The organism is uncultured Microbacterium sp., assembly GCF_913776565.1.
Taxonomy (GTDB): Bacteria; Actinomycetota; Actinomycetes; order Actinomycetales; family Microbacteriaceae; genus Microbacterium.
Window position 1 is genome coordinate 1 of sequence record NZ_CAJYPF010000040.1, and the last position, 19,336, is coordinate 19,336.

The following is a 19,336-nucleotide window of genomic DNA, read 5'->3' on the forward strand; positions in this document are numbered from 1 at the left end:
GGCCGCTCCGCTCTCCCCTGTGGGGCGAACAAGTAATAACTTACGCCCGAACCACACCCCCGTCGAATCCACACCACACCCCGGGCGTGTCGCTCCCCCAAAACCCCGAAAACACGCGGAAAAACCAGAGCCCGTCCCACCGCGTGGTCGAACGGGCTCGCAGCAGACGGTCCGTCAGGCGGTGAGGACGAACGCGGGGGCGGCGGCATCCATGTGTCCTCCGGTGAACTCGATTCCGCCGAAGAACATCGCACCGATCACCAGCGCGAAGACGAAGGCGATCGAGAGGAAGAGCACGGCCACGCCGGCGAGGGTGATGAGCAGGGGAATTCGAGAAGCCATGGAACACATCCTGCCCTCCGTCGGCGCGGATTGACCAGGGCTTGCGCCCGGGAACGACCGAAGGCCGGCACCCCGAGGGGTACCGGCCTTCGATGCGGGACGGATCAGCGACCGGAGAGCTTCTCGCGAAGCGCAGCCAGCGACTCGTCGTCGGCGAGGGTTCCCTGAGCGGGCGACTCGGACGAGAAGGACCCGCCGAACGAACCGGAGTCCGTCGGGTTGGCGGCCTCGGCCTCGAGGGCCTTGGTGACGGCAGCCTTGTGAGCCTCCCAGCGACCCTGGGCAGCGGCGTACTCCTGCTCCCACTGCTCGCGCTGAGCGTCGAAGCCCTCGAGCCAGGCGCCCGACTCGGGGTCGAAGCCCTCGGGGTACTTGTACTCGCCACGCTCGTCGTACTCGGTGGCCATACCGTACAGCGCCGGGTCGAACTCGGTGCCGTTGGGGTCGACCGACTCGTTGGCCTGCTTGAGCGACAGCGAGATGCGACGACGCTCGAGGTCGATGTCGATGATCTTGACGAAGACCTCTTCGCCGACCGACACGACCTGCTCGGCGAGCTCGACGTGCTTGCCCGACAGCTCGGAGATGTGCACGAGACCCTCGATGCCGTCGGCGACGCGGACGAACGCACCGAAGGGAACGAGCTTGGTGACCTTGCCCGGAGCGATCTGACCGATCGCGTGGGTACGGGCGAACACCTGCCACGGGTCTTCCTGCGTCGCCTTGAGCGACAGAGAGACGCGCTCGCGGTCGAGGTCGACCTCGAGGATCTCGACGGTGACCTCCTGGCCCACCTCGACGACCTCGGACGCGTGCTCGATGTGCTTCCACGAGAGCTCGGAGACGTGGACGAGACCGTCGACGCCACCCAGGTCGACGAACGCACCGAAGTTGACGATCGACGAGACCGTGCCCTTGCGGACCTGGCCCTTGTGGAGGTTGTTGAGGAACGTGGTACGCGACTCGGACTGCGTCTGCTCCAGCAGGGCGCGGCGCGAGAGCACGACGTTGTTGCGGTTCTTGTCGAGCTCGAGGATCTTGGCCTCGATCTCCTGGCCGAGGTACGGCGTGAGGTCGCGGACGCGGCGCAGCTCGATGAGCGAGGCCGGGAGGAAGCCGCGGAGGCCGATGTCGACGATGAGACCACCCTTGACGACCTCGATCACGGAACCGGTGACAACACCGTCGTTCTCCTTGATCTTCTCGACGTCGCCCCACGCGCGCTCGTACTGCGCGCGCTTCTTGGACAGGATGAGGCGGCCTTCCTTGTCCTCCTTCTGGAGAACGAGGGCTTCGACGTGGTCGCCGACGTTGACGACCTCGTTGGGGTCGACGTCGTGCTTGATCGAAAGCTCGCGAGAGGGGATGACACCCTCGGTCTTGTAACCGACGTCGAGGAGGACCTCGTCGCGGTCGATCTTCACCACGGTGCCCTCGATGAGGTCGCCGTCGTTGAAGAACTTGAGCGTCTTCTCGACCGCGGCCAGGAAGTCTTCGGCGGAGCCGATGTCGTTGATCGCGACCTGCTTGGTAGCCGGGGCGGTCGTTGCGGTAGTCATGTAGTGGGTTGTCCTAGTTGGGTTTGGTGTCGGGCTCCGGCTCCTGCGCCCGGGCCGGAGAGGACCGAGCCGCCGGGCACTCGCACGCCCGGGGGCGAACGAATGCCACGAGCCGAAGCAGAGCGGATGTGTTCGTGCGATGCCACGGGCACGCCCGGAGAACGGGCAGAGCCCCACGTGTGACACCCCAGTCTAACGCACCCGTCGCGCTTCGCGCTGCGGCCGACGCCTCCGGGCGGAGGAGGCCGACACCTCCGACCGGAGGAGGCCGACGCCCCCGGGCGGAAGAGGGGGAGAAACGACGGAACGATTCGCCCCGGATCGGCTCTTTTCCCGGGGGTCGCACCGACGCGACGCCCAGGTGGCATCCAGACTGCCGTGCCAGGCTCCGGGTTTCGTGCCCGCCGAACGCGGGTCGGACGGTGACACCCGCACCGCCCTCCCTCACGTGAAACCGGTTCTATGCGCTCTGATTCGACGCCCCCTTCCAACCGTCGTGACCGTCGCCTCGCCGCCCGCCGCACCCGTCGTCGCCCCCTGACGGCCATCGGTGCGGTCGTGGTCGGCGTGGTCGCTGCCGCGGCCCTGACCGGCACGGCCCCGGCCGCGACCGCCTCCCCCACCGACCTCGCGACGGCCCGCTTCTCGCTCGCCTCCGCCCTCACCCCGACCGTGCTCGCGACCGCCCGCGGCGCGGGTGCCGACGAGGCTCGCAGCGCCGAGTCCTCCGCCGCCGCCTCGATGGCCGCCGTCACGTCGGTGCAGAACGACATCGCGGCATCCGGTCTGGACATCGGCCAGGCCGCCACCGTCGACACCTCCGCCCTGGAGGCCGCGACCGCGCGCCTCGAGGCCGCCTCGGTTCTGCCCGACACCTTCCTGCCGGACCTCGCCGACGACGTGACCACCGCGCGGGCGACCGTCGATCAGCGCGTCGCCGAACTGCGCGGGGGCCTCGACGCCGCCGTGGCGAAGAAGGCGGAAGAAGAGGCCGCCGAGAAAGCCCGCCAGGAAGCCGAAGCCGCTGCCGCCGCCGCCGCGAAGGAGAAGGCCGCCGCCGAGGAGCGTGCCGCCGCCTCCGCCGCCAGCAGCTCTGTCAGCTCCGGGAGCGGCTCGTCGGCACCGGTCCCCGTCGCCTCCGGCGGCGGCTCCGGCGACAACAGCCCCGCCGGTGCACAGGCGACCGCGCGCGGCATGCTCGCCGGCCGCGGCTGGGGCGACGACCAGTTCTCGTGCCTCGTCTCGCTGTGGAACAAGGAGTCGGGCTGGAACTACCGGGCATACAACGCCGGCAGCGGTGCCTACGGCATCCCCCAGGCCCTGCCCGGGAGCAAGATGTCGTCGGCCGGCGCCGACTGGGAGACCAACGCCGCCACGCAGATCTCGTGGGGCCTCGGGTACATCTCGGGCCGATACGGCACGCCGTGCGGCGCGTGGAGTCACTCGCAGTCCACCGGCTGGTACTGACGCACCCGCACGCGAAGCGCGCCGCTCGGACATCGTCCGGCGGCGCGTTTCGCGTTCACGGGCGGAGGGGGTCTGTCCCGAGCGTCGACCGACCTCTTCGATCGGAACCAGGGAAGGGTGTCCGCCGCGTGCCGCGCGCGAGGTCGCGTCGGGGGGGCGAGGACGCGATCCCGGACGGTGCGGGGGACGTCACGAGCCGCTCGCGACCGAGGCCCTTTCAGAGACCGTTGCGACGCGCGACGAAGCCGGCGAGCAGGGCGTGCGAGAGCGGGGCGATCGACACGATCATGAGGATCGTGCCGAAGACCGCGTTCTCGGCCTGCAGGAGCACTCCCCCGATCAGCAGGCCCGTGAACAGCACCGACGACACCACCCGGCGCACCATGCGCTCGAGATCGCGCATGCGGCGTTCGATCCGCGGCGTCTGCACCGTCACGGAGCCGTCCTCGAAGCGCTCGATGAGATTGTCGATGCGGCGCGGCAGGCGCGCGGCGACGGCCGCGACGGCGCCCACCTCGCGCACGATCGCCTGGGCGGTGTTGCCGCTCTCTTCGCGGATCAGCCGCTGCGCGTAGGGCTCGACGGCATCCCAGATGTTGAAAGCCGGATCGAGCGCGCTGCACATGCCGCTCGTGAGCGACATCGCACGGACGATCAGGAGGAAGTTCTCGGGCAGCTGGAACGGGAGCGAGCGCACCACGTCGCCGAACTCGATCGCGAACGCGCGGAATTCGCGCGGATCGACCTCTTGCAGCTCGGCGAACCCCATGCCGCCGAAGCGGGCGAAGAGCTGGGTCATCGCGCGTTCGAGCTGGATCGTGTCGGCCGTGGGCAGGAGGACGCCCACGTCGCGGATGCCGTCGACGAGCCCCTTGCCGTCGCGAGAGGCCGCCGCGATGAGCACACGACGAAGCCCGCGGCGCAAGCTCGGCGGTACCTCGCCCATCATGCCGAAATCGATGAAGGTGAAGCGCCACGCCGGCGTCCCCCGGTCGGTCAGCGACCCCAGCGGGGTGACGAACACGTTCCCGGGGTGCGGATCGGCGTGGAAGAAGCCGTCGTCGAAGAGCTGGTCGAACATGACCCGGGCGAATCGCGCGGCCACCTCGGAGGGGTCGATGCCCGCGACACGGAGGGCGTCGACATCGTTGATCTTGATCGCGGTGACGTCCTGCAGGGTCAACACGCGGCGCGTCGTGCGCTCCCAGACGACCTCGGGGACGGCGATCGAGCCGTCGGCGCCGAAGTCGGCGGCGAACCGCTCGGAGTTCGCGGCCTCATGCAGGTAGTCGATCTCCTCGAGGCTCGTGACGGCGAACTCCTCGACGAGGGAGGGCATGTCGACCCGGTCGCGCACGAGCGCGACCTTGCTGAGCCACACGCCGACCTTGCGCAGCGCGCGGAGGTCGACGTCGACGATGCGGTCGATGCCGGGGCGCTGGATCTTCAGCACCACCGCGGTCAGCCCGGTCTCCTCTGCCATCTGGTCGGTCAGGACGGCGCGATGCGCCTGTCCCAGGGAGGCCGCAGCGAGCGGACGCTCATCGACCGATGCGAAGGCACGCTCCAGCGGCATACCGAGCTCTTCCTCGGCACGGACGCGCATCTGGGCGAAGGGCACCGCGGGCACCTCGTCCTGCAGGCCCTCGAGCTCTTTCGTGATCTCGGGCGGCAGAACGTCCAGACGCGACGACATGAACTGGCCGACCTTGATCATCAGCCCGCCGAGATCGACCGCGAGCACGTGGAAGCGCTGCGCGATGCGCTGGAGTCGGCGGGTGCGGCCCCGGGCGGAGATCCACCCGAGGCCGAACCGCGGCAGGAAGAGCTCGTACCACCACGCCTGTACGAGGTAGCGCGCGGCGAAGCGCGTGATACGGCGGTAGCGGGCCTTCATGAGGGCGTCGTCGGTCATCGAATCTCCTGGATGCCGACGTGCGCCCCGCACGCGTCGAGCTCTGGCACCTCAGCCCTGGGCGAGGATGGAGTAGAGCTTACGGCGCGCCTCGTCGAGGATCTCGACGGCTTGCGCGACCTGCTCCTTGTTGCCCGTGCGAGCGACCTGGGCCGCCGCCTGCGCCAGTTCGACGCCGGCCTTGGGCAGCGCGGTCATGCGTCCGCTCTCGCGAGAGCCCGCCGCTTCCCACGGGGCGGTGCGCTCGGTGGTCTCGTCACCGGCCGCGGCGCGACCCTCGGGCGTGAGCGAGTAGGTCTTGCGACCGTTGGACTCCTCGGCCTGAACGAGACCCTCGTCGGTGAGGAGCTGGAGCGTGGGGTAGACCGAGCCGGGGCTCGGCTTCCACGATCCGCCGCTGCGCTCCTCGATCTCGCGGATGATCTGGTACCCGTGCATCGGCTGCTCGAGCAGCAGCGACAGCACCGCGGAGCGCACGTCGCCCTTGTTCATGCGCGGCGTCGAGCCGGCCTTCTGCTCGAACTGCGTGCGCAGCTGCTCGAGCCCCTCGAGGATGTTGGACATGGGCCAACCGGGGGTGTTGGAGCCACCGCGTCCGCCGAACGCGTCTCCCAGGAATGAACCACTCATGACGACCTCCTTCGCGCGGACCCGATCTGAGTCAGCGATATACAACGATATATCGCTCAGATGGGCCGGAGGATCGGTCGTCAGGCGATTCTCAGTACCAGTTCACCGCTTGCGAGTGACCCCAGGCACTGCACGGCGTCCCGTACCCGCGGGAGATGTAGTCCAGGCCCCAGGCGATCTGCGTGGCCGCGTTCGTCTGCCAGTCGGCGCCGAAGGTGGCCATCTTGCTGCCAGGAAGAGCCTGCGGGATGCCGGTGGCCCCGCCGTCGTTGTTGTAGGCCTGGTAGTTCCAGCCGGACTCCTTGGTCCACAGCGACGACAGGCACGAGAACTGGTCGCTCCCCCAGCCGTACTTCTCGGCGGCGAGCTGCGCCGCGTAGTCCTTCGCGCCGGCCGGGGTGTTCACGCGCGCGAGCATCGCGGCCGCCTCGGCCTCGCGCTGCGCCTGAGCGGCCGCGGCGTCGGCGGCGGCCTTCTCGGCCTGACGCTGCGCCTCGGCGGCGGCGTCGGCGGCCGCCTTCGCGGCCTTCGCCTCATCGAGGCTCCCCTGCACCTCGGCCACGCGCGCCGACACCCGCTCGGTCTCGGCCTGGGCGTTCTGACTGAGGGCGGGCACCATCAAGACGGGCAGCAAGTCGCTCGAGCCGAGGCGATCGACCGCGTCCTGAAGCGCAGAGGTGTCGACGGACGCATCGCCGATCGACAGCGGCAGTCCGGTAGAGGCCACATCGGCCTGGACGGCGGTGGCGCTGGCGAGCGCCGCCTGTGCGTCGGTCATCGCCGAGTCGGCGCCGGTGGTCACGGCATCCAGCGTGGGGGCGGACGAGATCGTCACGGCCGATCCGGGGGCGGCGAACGAGGATGCGGACGCGTCGGGCAGGGAGACGGGGGCAGCCATCGCGAGACCGGTCGTGGCCACCAGCCCCAGGGCGAGACCGGCGCACGTGGCGGCGGTGACGAGGGTGCGGCGGGCGCGGTGGACGCGGACGAGCTTGATATCGGAACGCAGCAAAAGGAGGGATCTTTCGTTCGGGCGCGCTCGTCGGGATCGAGCGCGATCTGTGCCGTCGGGTCGACACAAGTCCCCGAGTGTGGGTGCCCCTTCTGAGCGTTATCTCTTCGTTACCTGAACGGACGGTGGGAGGGGCGCTTCTCGCACCCCCGCGCCGGGCCGACGCGTCGGCCAGGATCCGGGCACCGGTGAGGCGAGGTACTTCTGCACCTTGACCGGGTTCTTTTTTCTCTTCGACGAAGCGTCTTCGCGAGCTCGCGCGCCCCCGCCCAGACGACCGACGGGCCGCCCTGGAAAGATGTCGAATCTTCCAGGACGGCCCGCCGAAGCCGCCGATCCGCCCGTCAGGCGCGGTGCGCGCGGTAGTAGTCCAGCAGCGAACGCGTCGACGCGTCCTGCGCCGACAGGGCCTCGTCGTCGCCCTCGATCGCCGGCGCGATCTGCAGCGCGAGCTGCTTGCCCAGCTCGACCCCCCACTGGTCGAAGGAGTTGATGCCCCAGATCGTGCCCTGCGTGAAAGTGATGTGCTCGTACAGCGCGATGAGCTGGCCCAGGACCGACGGCGTCAGCGACGGGGCGAAGATCGACGTCGTCGGACGGTTGCCCGGGAAGGTGCGCGCCGCCACCAGCGCACCGGTGGTGCCCTCGGCCTCGACCTCCTCGGCCGTCTTGCCGAACGCGAGCGCCTTGGTCTGCGCGAGGAAGTTCGCCAGGAACAGCCCGTGCACGTCACGGCCGTCGTCGGCGAGCGGGTAGGCGGGGTTGACGAAGGCGATGAAGTCGGCCGGGATCAGTCGCGTGCCCTGGTGGATCAGCTGATAGAAGGCGTGCTGACCGTTCGTGCCCGGCTCGCCCCAGAAGACCTCTCCCGTGTCGGTCGTCACGGGCGTGCCGTCCCACCGCACGGACTTGCCGTTGGACTCCATGGTCAGCTGCTGCAGATACGCCGCGAAACGGTGCAGCTGCTGCGCGTACGGAAGGACCGCATGCGACTGCGCGCCGAGGAAGTTGGTGTACCAGACGTTCAGCAGGCCCATCAGCACGGGCACGTTCCGATCGATCGGGGTGGATGCCACGTGCTCATCGACCTCGTGGAAACCCGACAGCAGCTCGCGGAACACGTCGGGGCCCAGGGTGATGGCGAGCGACAGTCCGATCGCGGAGTCGACCGAATACCGGCCGCCCACCCAGTCCCAGAATCCGAACGCGTTGTCGGGGTCGATCCCGAACGCCGACACCTTGTCGAGTGCCGTGGACACGGCGACGAAGTGGTGGGCCACGGCGTCGGTGCGAGCGGCATCCGTGTCCTCGATCGCGCCCTTCGCCGACAGCTCGGCCCACAGCCAGTCGCGGGCGAGACGGGCGTTGGTGAGCGTCTCGAGCGTGGTGAAGGTCTTCGACGCGACAATGAAGAGCGTCGTCTCGGGGTCGAGGTCCGCGGTCTTCTGCGCGATGTCGGTCGGGTCGATGTTGGACACGAAGCGCGCGTGGATTCCGGCGTCGGCGTACGGCAGCAGAGCCTCGTAGACCATCACCGGCCCGAGATCGCTGCCGCCGATGCCGATGTTGACGACGTGCGTGACTCTCTTACCGGTGACCCCGCGCCACTCGCCCGAGCGCACGCGATCGGCGAATGCCGCCAGGCGGTCGAGCACCTCGTGCACATCGCGGTCGACCTGCTGGCCGTCGACGACGAGTGCCGGCTCGGCGCCCGCGGGCCGGCGCAGGGCCGTGTGCAGGACGGCGCGATCCTCGCTGGTGTTGAGGTGAACGCCTCGGAGCATGTCGGCGAAGCGGTCCCGCACACCCGTCTCGTCGGCGAGCGCGAGGAGTGCCTCGAGAACCTCGGGGGTGACGAGGTTCTTGGACAGATCGACGTGGAGGTCGCCCACGGTGCGGGTGAGGGAGGCGGCGCGATCGGGATCGTCGGCGAACCACCCGCGCAGATCGGGCTCGAACCCGTCGCGCAGAGCGGTGAGACGGGACCAGGCGGACGTGGAAGTGGGGTCGATAGGCGCAGTCACAGACCCCACGCTAGCGAGCATCGGGGCCGTGCGCGGGTCGGATGACGAAGACCGCGCGACACGCTAGACGGGGTCGGCCGACGGCGGGACGGGGAGGGGGATCTCCCTCTCGGCATCCCAGGCCTCGGTCCAGCCCAGACGGTCGAACAAGCCGTCGAGCAGCAGGGCGGTGAACCCCCAGACGGTCTGCGGGCCGCGGGGCGTCTCGAGTGAGAACGCCGGCCCCCGCCATTCGCGGCCGTCCCGGCAGATCACGGTGACGCCGCGACGTGCGGGGTCGAGCAGATCGGCGACGGGGGCGCGGAACACCTCGGCCGACTCGGCGGCGTCGACGGCGCGCACGGGGGTCGGCCGGGTCCACCACCCCAGCACCGGGGTCACCTCGTGCCGGGAGAACGCCAGGGGCACGCTCTCGAGTGTCCCGAGCACCTCGACCCCCGCGGGGTCGAGGCCCGTCTCCTCCCGCGCCTCGCGCAACGCCGCCGCCACGGCATCCGCGTCGTCGGGATCGACCCGACCTCCCGGGAACGCGACCTGGCCGGGGTGCGCGCGAAGGGTGCGCGCCCGTGCGAGCAGCAGCACATCGAGATCGCTCGGGACGTTCGGCGAGACACGCCCGCTCGGGACTCCGTCGAGGACACCGAAGAGGATGAGCACGGCTGCCGCTCGCGCCTCGCCCTCGACGGGGAGCGCCCGCAGCGCCGGGGAGACGTCGCCGAGACCGCGCGCGAGCAGGGCTTCGAGGTGGGCGCGGGGCGAGGTCATTCCTCGAGGCTATCCGCGCCGCCCGAGGGCCGCGGACGCAACGGCGATCCCGGCCGCCGTGCTCACCTCGCCGCGGCGCGTCGTCCCCGCGGTGCGCGCGGAGTCAACGCCGGCCGGGGGCGGCGCCCGCGGTCGGGGCGGTCGAGGTGTCGACGCGGACGCCGAGCGAGACGGTCCAGCCCGAGGCGTTGTCGCCCGAGGTGGTGGCGAGCTGGAGCTCTCCCCCGTCGTCGCCGAAGACGTTGTCGCTGTCCAGGGAGACGCGGGTGAGGTGGGACGCGGAAGACGGGTACAGGCTCGTGTCGGAGTAGACGGTGTCGCACGTGCCCTTCGGCAGGGCGACCTGCGAGGTAGCGATCGCGCGGGACGCGTCGGTGATGGCATCCGCGCTCGGGTAGACCTCGAAGTGGACGTGCGGCCACCGGCCGTCGTAGCAGCCGGGGAAGATCGAGGTGAACGACACGACACCGTCGTCGCCGACGATCTGGACACCGCGGAGGTACGTCTCGTTCTCGATCCCGGACGAGTACATCGAGTAGTTGCCCTCGGTGTCGCAGTGCCACACGTACACGGCCGCACCGGTCATGGGCGCATCGCCGTTGGCGGTGTCGAAGACCGTCAGGTTCAGGGTCATGGGGGTGCCCGCCGCGGTCGCTCCGCCGTCGAGGCTCGAGCGCAGATCGCTGCGGATGATCCCGGACTGCTCCAGGACGTCGGCGCCGTTGGAGCCGTCCCCCGGATAGGGGCCCGCCGTCTCGTCGGGGATCTCTCCGGCGGGCAGAGCCGCCGCGGCGCTCGACGCGGACGCGGTCGGGGTGGAGCTGGAGGCCGCGGTGGGGCTGGCCGACGCGGTGGCCGTCGCGGTCTTCGCCGGGGCGGCGCTGGATGCGGCCGGCGCGCACGCGGCGAGCGTGGCGGTGCCCGCGCCGAGCACGACGAGACCCAGGATGCCGCGGCGCGAGACGAGGGTGCGGATGTCGAAGGGCGCGCCCTGGTCTACGACGGGCTCGTCGGCGCGATCGAGGAGTCGACCCTCGTAGGCGGGGCCGTCGGGGGTCATATGGGTTTCGGGGATCCTGCTCACGGTCGCCTCCCGGCGGGTCGGTGGGTGTGTCGATTCCTCGAGGATGAAGGGGAGACCCTGCGCGAGCCCTGACCGTTCCTCTGAGTGAGCTTTGCGTGCCGAGGTGGGCGACGGGGATAGTCGCCCCCGCCCCGCGGCAGCGTGTCAGGATGAAGGCCGGGAGGACCGTGATGACGCAGCAGCTGCACGCCGTGACGCTCGTCGTGAACATGCCGATCACCAAGATTGACGCCCTCGACGCGATCGCCTTCGCCGCCGACGGAAGCGTGGAGGGCGCACGGACGACGAGCCCGCGCGTCTGGCTCGCCCCGCACGCGTGGGCCGAGGTCGAGATCCCCAAGTTCGCCGACCCCCCGCCGTTCGCGATCGACGTGTACTCCGACGTGTCGGGTGCGGTGGCGTGGGCGCAGGCCCGACGCCTGTTCGATGCACTCGAGCGGTTCGGGTGGAGCGTGAGCCCGCCGCGCGCGGGGGTGCAGTGAGCGGCATCGCGGCACCGCGTCCACGACTGCTCTACGTCGAGGACGACGCCGAGATCGCCGCGATGACGATCGAGGTGCTCGGCGAGGTCTACGACGTCGTGCACGAGACCGACGGCGCGACCGGGCGGGACCGGGCACTGCGCGAGAGCTTCGAGGTGATCCTGCTCGATCGGCGTCTGCCCGGCCGCGACGGAGCCGAGATCGTCCGCGACCTGCGTACCGCCCACATCACCACGCCCGTACTGCTCCTCACCGCCCTCGGAGCCGTCGCCGACAGGGTCGAGGGTCTCGACGCGGGAGCGAACGACTATCTGCTGAAGCCCTTCGACTTCGACGAGCTGCTCGCCCGCCTTCGCGCCCTGCGCCGTGCCTTCCGCGCCGAGGGACGACGTCGTGCGGTCGCGGAGTGGACCCACCTGCCCGACACCGGCGTGGTCTACGGCCCGTCCGGCGAGCGCGTCGCCCTCACCTCGACCGAGAACGCCGTGCTCGAGCTTCTCACCCGCAGCCCCGATCATGTCTTCTCGCGGGAGGAGATCGCCCGCGCGGTGTTCTCGTCACCGGATGCCGTGACCACCGTCGACACGTACGTGCACTACCTGCGCCGGAAGACCGCGACGGATCTCGTCGAAACCGTGCGGGGTCGCGGCTACCGCGCGGGGGCCGAGCGGTGAGCGCCGACGACGATCGCCGGATCGTGCGCCGCGCGGCCCTGCGGGTCGGCACCCTCGTCGCGAGTGCCTCGGCGGTCGCGATCGCGGTGGGAGTGGGCATCCTGATCGCCGTCCTGGTCGCGCAGGCGCGCACCGAGGGCGGGGGTCGTCGTGGCCCGGGCGCGGGGACGGGCGGTCCGGGAACGGGGGGCGCCGGAGGAGGAGACCGGTTCGTCGTCGACCTCGACGACGTGCTGCCGTGGGTCGTCGGCCTGGGTCTGGTCGGGGTCGTGGTGCTCGGACTCGTCGGGTGGGCCGCGGCCCGCTGGTCGGTGCGCCCGCTCGACGAGGCCCTGCGCCGACAGCGTGCGTTCGTGTCGGACGCCAGCCACGAGCTGCGCACCCCGCTGACCGCGCTGACCAGCCGCATCCAGATCGTCCAGCGGCGCCTGCAGCGCGGCGAACGCGCCGACGAGCCGCTGGAACAGCTGCGACGCGACGCGCAGATCATGGACGACGTGCTGGCGGACATGCTGCTGACGGCCGAGGGCGAGCGTCACACCGGGATCGCGCGCGTCGACGACAGCGTGCGCGCCGCGTCCGACGCGCTCGCCTCCCTCGCGGAGGACGCCGGAGTGCGTCTGCGCCACGGTGAGCTCACGAGCGAGACGGTCGCGGTGCCCGCCGTCACCGTGGTCCGCATGTGCGCGGCTCTGCTCGACAACGCCATCGGACACGCGCCCGCAGGCTCCGAGGTCACGATCACGGCCGACGTCGACGCACTCGAGGTCATCGTCCGGGTGCAGGACCGGGGGGACGGCATCCGGGACGAGGATCTCCCCCGCATCTTCGAGCGCTTCGCGCGAGGGGCGGAGTCGGGCCGGCGACGTGGCTTCGGGCTCGGGCTGGCCCTGGTGCGCGAGGCGGCGACCCGATACGACGGCAGCGTCGTCGTCGAACGGACCTCGCCCGCCGGCACGGTGTTCGCGTTGCGTCTCCCGCGCGTGCGCTGACGCGTCGGGCTCAGCCGGCGAGCGCGTCGTGGAACGCCGTGACCTCGACCCGGCCGGCGAAGCGGCGTGTGCGCCCGTGCTCCCAGACGATCCCGGATGCCACGGGTGCCACGGGCATCCAGTCGAGGTTGCGGATCCCGGCGACGGCCGCGACGGTCGCCCACGCGTCGGCGGTGGCGAGGTCGTCGGCGACGATCGTGGCCCCCACCGGACGCGCGAGGGGAAGCCCCGTCCGCGGGTCGACGAGGTGCGCGCCGCGCTCGGACGTGCCCGAGGTGGCCACGGCACCGTCGACGACCTCGACGGTGGCCAGCAGCTCGCCCTCGCGCGTCGGGTGCGCGATGCCGACACGCCACACATGATCGCTCGTCGCAGACGTGCGCAGGCGCATGTCGCCGCCGACGTTGACGCCCACGGCCTCGATGACGCCGTCGGCGAGCACCTCGTCGAAGGCCCGGGCCGCGGCATCCACCGACCAGCCCTTGACGTACCCGGTGGGGTCGAACCATCCGCGCCAATCGGCGTCGAAACGACCGCCGCTGCGCGCGCGCAGATCGCGGCACCGCGCCGCCACCTCGGCCACCCGGGGATCGGCGTCGTCGAGGCCGACCCGCCCGTCGCGCAGTCGCGAGACGTCGGAGTCGTCCCGGTAGGTCGAGAAGACCCGCTCGTCGTCGCGCAGGCGGGCCATGCACGCCGCGATCGCCCGCTCGACGCGGTCGGTGCGCCCGCCCCGGACGGTGATCGACGCGACGGTCCCCATCACGGGCTCGACGACCGTGAACGCGTCGCTCACGAGCGGGCCTGGTCGAGGGCGGACTGCAGCGAGGTGCGGTAGCCCGTGCTCGTATAGGTCGCGCCCGACACCATGTCGACCTGCGCGCTCTGGGTCTGCACCGTCTGCTGCACGAGGATCGGCAGCGCGCGGGAGTTGATCTGCTGGTCGCGGCCGCTCTCGGACGGGTACTGCGGCACCTGCACGTCGGTGATCGTCCCGCCCGACACGGTGATGCGCACCTGGACGGCACCGTACCGGGTGTTCGCCGCCTGCCCCGTCCACGTTCCGTCGGCCAGGCCGCTCGACGAGGTCGGCGCAGCCGCGGCGGTCGAACCCGACGGGGCCGAGCCGCTCGAGGTCGCCCCGGAAGATGCGGAGGCGGATGCCGAGGGGCTCGGCGTGGACGTCGTGGCCTGCGGAGCCGCGGCGACACCCGAGGCGGGGGTCTGTGCGAGCGCACTCGCCTGCTCGGGGACCAGCGAGGTGCGGTAGCTGAACAGCAGCACCAGGCCGGTGACGGTGGCCATCAGGGCGTAGACGATCTTCTTCATCGGATTCTCCTCAGACGGTGAAGGCTTCGAGGTGGACGCGCTCGGCGGGGACGCCCGCGCGGCGCAGGTCGGCGCGCACGGCATCCATCCACGGCTGGGGGCCGCACAGGAACACGTCGGTCTCGGCGGGTCGGGGGCAGACGTAGCGGATGAGGTCGGCCCCCGCCCACTGCGCGTGCGAGGCCGGCAACCACGATGAGCTGGTCAGTGCTCGACGGCCGGGCAGCGGTGCGTGGCGCAGACCGCGCTCCCGCACGAGGCGGTCGATCGCGTCGGAGCGGAGGGCGTCTGCCGCGGTATGGTCGCGCGCGAGGAGCGTCGCCTCGCCCGCAGCCCAGTCGGCCTCTTCGAGCATCGCGACCAGGGGCGCGACACCGGCACCGGCCCCGATCATGAGGAGGTGCCCGCCCCGGCGCTCATCGGCGGTCATCGTCCCGTAGGGACCCTCGATCAGCACGCGCGTGCCGGGGCGGAGCGCGGCGAGACGCTGGGTGCCGTCGCCGACGAAGCGGGCCGAGACGACGAGCTCGCCACCCGCCGGATCGGTGGCGAGAGAGAAGGGGTGGCCCCGCGTCCAGCCCGGCCCGTCGAGGAACCGCCACACGAAGAACTGCCCGCCCCGGGCGTGCAACGCGTCGAGCCGTCGACCGGTCATGTGCACGGCGACGCCGCTGCGCCCGTCGGGCACGACGGCGCTCACGCGGATGCCGTGCCGGAGCGAGATCACCAGCGGCATCCCGAGCCGGAACACGACCACCGCGGCCGCCGTCACGCCCCACATGGCCCACCAGTACACCGTCGCGGCCGGTGACGCCGTGAAGTCGACGCCCGTCCACAGCATGTGCGGGATGGCGAGTCCCACGCCCAGGTAGCCGTAGAGGTGCAACAGGTGCCACGACTCGTACCGCAGGCGCCGACGAGCCTTGCGTATCGACGTGACCACGACCAGCAGCAGCAGTCCGGTGCCCGCGGTCGCCAGCAGCATGCCGGGGTAGTCCCACACGAACTGCCACGCCTGCTCGAGCGGGTTGATGCCCGCCGCGATCGCATAGCCGAGGATCTGCAGGCCGATGTGCGCCATGAAGAGGGCGAACGACCAGAACCCGACGATCCGGTGCATGCGGGTGATGCCATCGCGCCCGAAGCCCCGCTCGAACAGCGGCACGCGGGCCATGAGCAGCACCTGGAAGAAGAGCAGGTTCGCCGATGCCAGCCCCGCGGCGCGGCCGAGGGCGTTGAGCGTGTCCGCTCCCCCCGACAGCAGGGCCTGCATCTCGCCGCCGGCGAGCCACACGGCGACGACGATGAGGCTCGTCGCCCAGACGACGACGATCGCGGCGAGGTTCCACAGGGGCCGGGTCGAGACGGTCCGTCGGGGGACGCGACGGGCACCGCGGAGGGCGACGTGCGGTTCGGCGAGAGCGGGAGCGGCGGTCATGCGTTCAGCGTGCCCGCGCGCCCCCCAGACGACTCCAAGAAAGTGCGGTACCGGGCGAACGCATAGAGAACGCCAAGCGGAGCGACGTCCTCCGCGCTCGTCGCCTCGATGATCCCACCGGCGAGGGCTGGGACCGCGGCGGGTCAGTCGTCCAGGTGCACCAGCGCGGCGCTGCGCTCCCACAGCACCTTCGCCACGGCCGGGTCGTCGGCCAGGCGGTTGGTCTTGGCGGGCTTGTTGTTGGCGTAGAAGCCGCCGGGCTCCCAGTCGACGCCCGGCTTGCCGAGAGCGAGCCACGTCAGGCGCGCCCCGCCCACCGAGGTCGAGGTCATGAGCTGCTGCGCGAGGGGACCGCCGTACAGGAACTTCCACGGGCCGTTGCTCGAGGAGCCGAAGTTCGAGGCGATCACGCCGGGGTGGAAGGCGACCGCCGACAGCCCCTCGTCGCCGAACCGGCGGTGGAGCTCCTTGGTGAACAGGACGTTGGCGAGCTTGGCGTTGCCGTACGCCGCCGTCGAGGAGTACCGGCGCTCGCCCTGCAGGTCGTCGAGGTCGAACCGCGGGAAGAGCTTGGCCGCGGCGCTGGAGGTCTGGATGACCGAGGCGCCGGATTCGAGCAACCGCTCGCGCAGCAGGTTCGTGAGCAGGAACGGAGCGAGGTGGTTCACCTGGAAGGTCGTCTCGTATCCGTCCGTGGTGAGAGTGCGCTCGCCGAAGACGCCACCGGCATTGTTCGCGAGAACGTCGATGCGCGGATACCTCTCGAGCAGGGATGCCGCGAGCTCGCGCACCTGAGACAGGTCGCTGAAGTCGGCGACGAACGAGTCCACCCCGAGAGTGCGTGCGACGCGCGCCGTCTTGTCGGGGTTGCGTCCGACGACCACCACCTCTTCACCCAGCTGAGCGAGCTGCTTCGCGGATGCGGCGCCGATGCCGTCGCTGGCGCCGGTGATGACGATGGTGCGGGTCATGGGAACCTCCAGGTCGTGTGCCCTCCACGCTAATCGCGGCATCCGACACCGCGGTGGGGGTTGCCCCCGGCATCCCGGACCTCCCGGAACTCACAGGCCGCTCCCAGCCCCACGGGACCAAAACGCAGCGGACCGACGTTGTCTCCTGTGACGGCCGCCACAGGTCGTCATGACGAGAGGACACGAACCGTGAGCACGGAGTACCGGAAGACGTCGGAGGCGCTGAGCCGCCTCACCGACCGCCAGTTCGCCGTCACGCAGGACGACGCCACCGAGCCGCCGTTCCGCAACGAGTACTGGGACAACCACGAGGACGGCATCTACGTCGACGTCGTGTCGGGGCAGCCCCTGTTCAGCTCGACCGACAAGTTCGAGAGCGGCTCGGGCTGGCCGAGCTTCACCAAGCCGATCGACGACGCCGCCGTCGTCGAGAAGAAGGACCGGACCCTGTGGATGACGCGCACCGAGGTGCGCTCCTCGGGCGCCGACAGCCACCTCGGTCACGTCTTCGACGACGGCCCGCGCCAGGCCGGGGGCCTGCGATACTGCATGAACTCGGCTGCGCTGCGCTTCGTGCCCGTCGCCGAGCTCGAGGAGCAGGGCTACGGCGCGTTCCTCGCCCTGTTCCGCGAGAGCAGGGCCTCATGAACCTCTTCCCCTTCCGCAACCGTAAAAGGAGCACCAGCATGACCAGCGGACCTTCCGACACCGGCGAGATCACCCGCCGTCCCGGCACCGAGACCGCCGTCCTCGCGGGCGGCTGCTTCTGGGGCGTCGAGGACCTCATCCGCCGCCAGCCCGGCGTGCTCGACACGCGCGTCGGCTACACCGGCGGCAAGAACGACCACGCGACGTACCGCAACCACCCCGGCCACGCCGAGGCCGTGGAGATCGTCTTCGACCCCGCGCAGACGTCGTACCGCGACATCCTGGCGTTCTTCTTCCAGATCCACGACCCGTCGACCCTGAACCGTCAGGGCAACGACATCGGCACGAGCTACCGCTCGGCGATCTTCCCGCTCTCGCCCGAGCAGGAGAAGGTCGCGCGCGACACGATCGCCGACGTCGACGCCTCGGGCATCTGGCCCGCGAAGGTCGTCACCACGATCGAGCCCGAGGCTCCCTTCTGGGAGGCCGAGCCCGAGCACCAGGACTACCTGATCCGCATCCCCAACGGCTACACGTGTCACTTCGTGCGCCCCGGCTGGGTGCTGCCCAAGCGCGAGCAGGCCTCGGCGTAAGTCTCTTCACGGGCCCGGATGCCACGGCATCCGGGCCCGTCTTCTTTCTGGGGCGTCCGGAACACGCGGTCCGCCGTCGACTCGGCCCGGTGTGTACTCGACACTCGACGGGTGGGGCTGCGCACCGCAACCCCGAGGGTGGGGGACGAGGTGCTTCGTAGGCTCGTGGAATGAACGAGTACGACGTGATCGTGGTCGGTGCGGGGCTCGCCGGACTGCGCGCCGCCACCCGGCTCGCCGAGGCCGGTCGCGACGTCGTCCTGCTCGAGGCCGGTGACGCCGTGGGCGGGCGCGAGCGCACCGACGTCGTCGACGGCTACCGCCTCGACCGGGGCTTCCACGTGCTCAACCCCGCGTACCCCGCGATCCGGCGGTGGGTGGACGTACCGGCGCTCGCGCTGCGGCGGTTTCCCGTCGCCGTCGGCGTGCGGCTCGACGACCGCCTCGTGCGCCTGGCCCATCCGCTGCGGTATCCCTCGTCGATCCGGGCGACGCTGGCGAGCGGGCTCGTCCGTCCCGCGGACGCGATCGCCCTCGCCCGGTGGGCGGCGCCGGTGATCGCGTCGGCGCGCGCGGCGACGCGCGGCCCCGATCGGTCGCTCGACGAGGCATGGGACCGCGCGGGCGTGCGCGGCCCGCTGCGCGAGGCCGTCCTCGAGCCCTTCCTCGCCGGTGTGCTCGCCGACGACCGGCAGCAGACCTCCGACGCGTTCGTGCGCCTGCTGATCCGCAGCTTCGCCCTCGGAGCCCCCGGTGTGCCCGCGGCCGGCATCGGCGCCCTGCCCGCGCAGCTCGCCGACACCGCCCGTCGCGCGGGCGCCGGCATCCGCCTCGGGCACCGCGTCGTGTCGACCCGCCGACGCGCGCGCGGCTGGCATGTCGGGATCGACGGCGGGGATGCGGTGACCGCCCACTCCGTGATCGTGGCGACCGGGCTCGATCCCGCTCTCGACGTCCCGCTCCCCCGCCCGCGCGGCCTGCAGACGTGGTGGTTCGCCGCCGACCGCGCGCCGAGCGATGACCCCGCCCTGCGGCTCGACGGACGTCGGCGCGGCCCGATCGTCAACAGCGCCGTCATGACGAACACGGCGCCCACCTACGCGCCGCGCGGACAGCACCTCGTGCAGGCCACCTGCGTCCTCGGCGCGAACGCCCCGGAGGCCCTGGTGCGCACGCAGTTGTCCGAGATCTGGGATGCCGACACGCGGCCGTGGCGCCTGCTGCGCCGTGATGACATCGACGGCGCCCTGCCCGCTCAGGACCCGCCGCTGCGTCTGCGTCGCCCCGTCCGTCTCGCGGACGGGCGCTACGTCGCCGGGGACCACCGCGACACCGCGTCGATCCAGGGCGCTCTCGTCTCGGGTCAGCGCGCCGCCGAGGCGGTGCTGGCCGATCTCGCGCGATGACGGGT

The 19,336-nt window shown here is 71.2% G+C and carries 19 protein-coding genes; 7 read left to right on the forward strand and 12 right to left on the reverse strand.

Annotated features, from left to right (window positions below):
* Positions 1 to 174: 174 nt before the first annotated feature.
* Together QZ433_RS02545 and rpsA are read right to left on the reverse strand one after the other, a co-directional pair.
* Entirely contained in the window at positions 175 to 342 is a 168-nt protein-coding gene (locus tag QZ433_RS02545; RefSeq protein ID WP_295779868.1) for a hypothetical protein, read from the reverse strand.
* A 104-nt stretch (positions 343 to 446) separates the two neighbouring features.
* Positions 447 to 1,901 (reverse strand): 30S ribosomal protein S1, encoded by a 1,455-nt coding sequence (gene rpsA, locus QZ433_RS02550; RefSeq protein WP_108320781.1) that lies wholly within the window; start codon positions 1,899 to 1,901, stop codon positions 447 to 449.
* Between the two features lie 462 nt (positions 1,902 to 2,363).
* Here rpsA and QZ433_RS02555 point away from each other — a divergent pair, with 462 nt between their 5' ends.
* Positions 2,364 to 3,368 carry a lytic transglycosylase domain-containing protein gene (locus tag QZ433_RS02555; RefSeq protein ID WP_295779869.1) on the forward strand — a complete coding sequence of 335 codons (1,005 nt, stop codon included), beginning with the start codon at positions 2,364 to 2,366 and terminating at the stop codon, positions 3,366 to 3,368.
* 217 nt (positions 3,369 to 3,585) lie between these two features.
* Here the strand turns inward: QZ433_RS02555 and QZ433_RS02560 are convergent, their stop codons facing one another.
* The 6 genes from QZ433_RS02560 to QZ433_RS02585 all read right to left on the reverse strand — a co-directional run bounded on the left by QZ433_RS02560 (position 3,586) and on the right by QZ433_RS02585 (position 10,774).
* On the reverse strand, positions 3,586 to 5,283 hold the full coding sequence (locus tag QZ433_RS02560) for an AarF/UbiB family protein (RefSeq protein ID WP_295779870.1): 1,698 nt from the start codon (positions 5,281 to 5,283) through the stop codon (positions 3,586 to 3,588).
* 51 nt (positions 5,284 to 5,334) lie between these two features.
* Positions 5,335 to 5,913 carry a PadR family transcriptional regulator gene (locus QZ433_RS02565; protein ID WP_295779871.1) on the reverse strand — a complete coding sequence of 193 codons (579 nt, stop codon included), beginning with the start codon at positions 5,911 to 5,913 and terminating at the stop codon, positions 5,335 to 5,337.
* Between the two features lie 91 nt (positions 5,914 to 6,004).
* On the reverse strand, positions 6,005 to 6,925 hold the full coding sequence (locus tag QZ433_RS02570) for a phospholipase (RefSeq protein ID WP_295779872.1): 921 nt from the start codon (positions 6,923 to 6,925) through the stop codon (positions 6,005 to 6,007).
* 344 nt (positions 6,926 to 7,269) lie between these two features.
* The gene (gene pgi / locus QZ433_RS02575; protein ID WP_295779873.1) at positions 7,270 to 8,970 is read right to left on the reverse strand and encodes a glucose-6-phosphate isomerase; all 1,701 of its coding nucleotides are present in this window, start codon (positions 8,968 to 8,970) and stop codon (positions 7,270 to 7,272) included.
* Between the two features lie 42 nt (positions 8,971 to 9,012).
* A complete protein-coding gene (locus QZ433_RS02580) occupies positions 9,013 to 9,714 on the reverse strand; it encodes a CoA pyrophosphatase (protein ID WP_295779874.1) in 702 nt (233 codons plus the stop codon).
* A gap of 103 nt (positions 9,715 to 9,817) precedes the next feature.
* A complete protein-coding gene (locus QZ433_RS02585; RefSeq protein ID WP_295779875.1) occupies positions 9,818 to 10,774 on the reverse strand; it encodes a 3,4-dioxygenase subunit beta in 957 nt (318 codons plus the stop codon).
* 194 nt (positions 10,775 to 10,968) lie between these two features.
* Here QZ433_RS02585 and QZ433_RS02590 point away from each other — a divergent pair, with 194 nt between their 5' ends.
* The 3 genes from QZ433_RS02590 to QZ433_RS02600 are packed head-to-tail and all read left to right on the forward strand — an operon-like array spanning position 10,969 to position 12,946.
* Positions 10,969 to 11,280, forward strand: a complete 312-nt coding sequence (locus QZ433_RS02590) for a hypothetical protein (RefSeq protein WP_295779876.1) — start codon at positions 10,969 to 10,971, stop codon at positions 11,278 to 11,280.
* Positions 11,277 to 11,954, forward strand: a complete 678-nt coding sequence (locus QZ433_RS02595; RefSeq protein ID WP_366761868.1) for a response regulator transcription factor — start codon at positions 11,277 to 11,279, stop codon at positions 11,952 to 11,954. Before QZ433_RS02590 ends, QZ433_RS02595 begins: the two co-directional genes overlap by 4 nt.
* Complete coding sequence (locus QZ433_RS02600) at positions 11,951 to 12,946, forward strand: HAMP domain-containing sensor histidine kinase (RefSeq protein WP_295779877.1); 996 nt, start codon at positions 11,951 to 11,953, stop codon at positions 12,944 to 12,946. The genes QZ433_RS02595 and QZ433_RS02600 overlap by 4 nt, the downstream gene beginning before the upstream one ends.
* Before the next feature lie 10 nt (positions 12,947 to 12,956).
* Here QZ433_RS02600 and QZ433_RS02605 read toward each other — a convergent pair whose 3' ends face one another.
* The 4 genes from QZ433_RS02605 to QZ433_RS02620 all read right to left on the reverse strand — a co-directional run bounded on the left by QZ433_RS02605 (position 12,957) and on the right by QZ433_RS02620 (position 16,684).
* Complete coding sequence (locus QZ433_RS02605; RefSeq protein ID WP_295779878.1) at positions 12,957 to 13,742, reverse strand: FAD:protein FMN transferase; 786 nt, start codon at positions 13,740 to 13,742, stop codon at positions 12,957 to 12,959.
* Positions 13,739 to 14,275, reverse strand: coding sequence for an FMN-binding protein (locus QZ433_RS02610; protein WP_295779879.1), 537 nt, complete (start codon positions 14,273 to 14,275; stop codon positions 13,739 to 13,741). Before QZ433_RS02610 ends, QZ433_RS02605 begins: the two co-directional genes overlap by 4 nt.
* Positions 14,276 to 14,285: 10 nt before the next feature.
* The gene (locus QZ433_RS02615) at positions 14,286 to 15,713 is read right to left on the reverse strand and encodes a ferredoxin reductase family protein (RefSeq protein WP_295779880.1); all 1,428 of its coding nucleotides are present in this window, start codon (positions 15,711 to 15,713) and stop codon (positions 14,286 to 14,288) included.
* A gap of 143 nt (positions 15,714 to 15,856) precedes the next feature.
* On the reverse strand, positions 15,857 to 16,684 hold the full coding sequence (locus QZ433_RS02620) for an SDR family NAD(P)-dependent oxidoreductase (protein WP_295779881.1): 828 nt from the start codon (positions 16,682 to 16,684) through the stop codon (positions 15,857 to 15,859).
* Between the two features lie 189 nt (positions 16,685 to 16,873).
* On the opposite strand from QZ433_RS02620, the gene msrB reads away from it, so the two are divergent.
* The 3 genes from msrB (at position 16,874) to QZ433_RS02635 (ending at position 19,331) form a co-directional block, all read left to right on the forward strand.
* The gene (gene msrB / locus QZ433_RS02625) at positions 16,874 to 17,332 is read left to right on the forward strand and encodes a peptide-methionine (R)-S-oxide reductase MsrB (RefSeq protein WP_295779882.1); all 459 of its coding nucleotides are present in this window, start codon (positions 16,874 to 16,876) and stop codon (positions 17,330 to 17,332) included.
* 38 nt (positions 17,333 to 17,370) lie between these two features.
* Positions 17,371 to 17,925, forward strand: a complete 555-nt coding sequence (msrA, locus tag QZ433_RS02630) for a peptide-methionine (S)-S-oxide reductase MsrA (RefSeq protein WP_295779883.1) — start codon at positions 17,371 to 17,373, stop codon at positions 17,923 to 17,925.
* 170 nt (positions 17,926 to 18,095) lie between these two features.
* A complete protein-coding gene (locus tag QZ433_RS02635) occupies positions 18,096 to 19,331 on the forward strand; it encodes an NAD(P)/FAD-dependent oxidoreductase (RefSeq protein WP_295779884.1) in 1,236 nt (411 codons plus the stop codon).
* The last annotated feature ends 5 nt before the right edge of the window (positions 19,332 to 19,336 follow it).

What these genes read in the sequence shown, in the direction of transcription:
- QZ433_RS02620 (WP_295779881.1), bottom strand. Translation starts at nt 16,684, where the DNA reads ATGACCCGCACCATCGTCATCACCGGCGCCAGCGACGGCATCGGCGCC.
- QZ433_RS02615 (WP_295779880.1), bottom strand. Translation starts at nt 15,713, where the DNA reads ATGACCGCCGCTCCCGCTCTCGCCGAACCGCACGTCGCCCTCCGCGGT.
- pgi (WP_295779873.1), bottom strand. Translation starts at nt 8,970, where the DNA reads ATGCTCGCTAGCGTGGGGTCTGTGACTGCGCCTATCGACCCCACTTCC.
- QZ433_RS02560 (WP_295779870.1), bottom strand. Translation starts at nt 5,283, where the DNA reads ATGACCGACGACGCCCTCATGAAGGCCCGCTACCGCCGTATCACGCGC.
- QZ433_RS02565 (WP_295779871.1), bottom strand. Translation starts at nt 5,913, where the DNA reads ATGAGTGGTTCATTCCTGGGAGACGCGTTCGGCGGACGCGGTGGCTCC.
- msrA (WP_295779883.1), top strand. Translation starts at nt 17,371, where the DNA reads ATGACCAGCGGACCTTCCGACACCGGCGAGATCACCCGCCGTCCCGGC.
- QZ433_RS02590 (WP_295779876.1), top strand. Translation starts at nt 10,969, where the DNA reads ATGACGCAGCAGCTGCACGCCGTGACGCTCGTCGTGAACATGCCGATC.
- QZ433_RS02610 (WP_295779879.1), bottom strand. Translation starts at nt 14,275, where the DNA reads ATGAAGAAGATCGTCTACGCCCTGATGGCCACCGTCACCGGCCTGGTG.
- rpsA (WP_108320781.1), bottom strand. Translation starts at nt 1,901, where the DNA reads ATGACTACCGCAACGACCGCCCCGGCTACCAAGCAGGTCGCGATCAAC.
- QZ433_RS02635 (WP_295779884.1), top strand. Translation starts at nt 18,096, where the DNA reads ATGAACGAGTACGACGTGATCGTGGTCGGTGCGGGGCTCGCCGGACTG.
- QZ433_RS02585 (WP_295779875.1), bottom strand. Translation starts at nt 10,774, where the DNA reads ATGACCCCCGACGGCCCCGCCTACGAGGGTCGACTCCTCGATCGCGCC.
- QZ433_RS02580 (WP_295779874.1), bottom strand. Translation starts at nt 9,714, where the DNA reads ATGACCTCGCCCCGCGCCCACCTCGAAGCCCTGCTCGCGCGCGGTCTC.
- QZ433_RS02545 (WP_295779868.1), bottom strand. Translation starts at nt 342, where the DNA reads ATGGCTTCTCGAATTCCCCTGCTCATCACCCTCGCCGGCGTGGCCGTG.
- QZ433_RS02555 (WP_295779869.1), top strand. Translation starts at nt 2,364, where the DNA reads ATGCGCTCTGATTCGACGCCCCCTTCCAACCGTCGTGACCGTCGCCTC.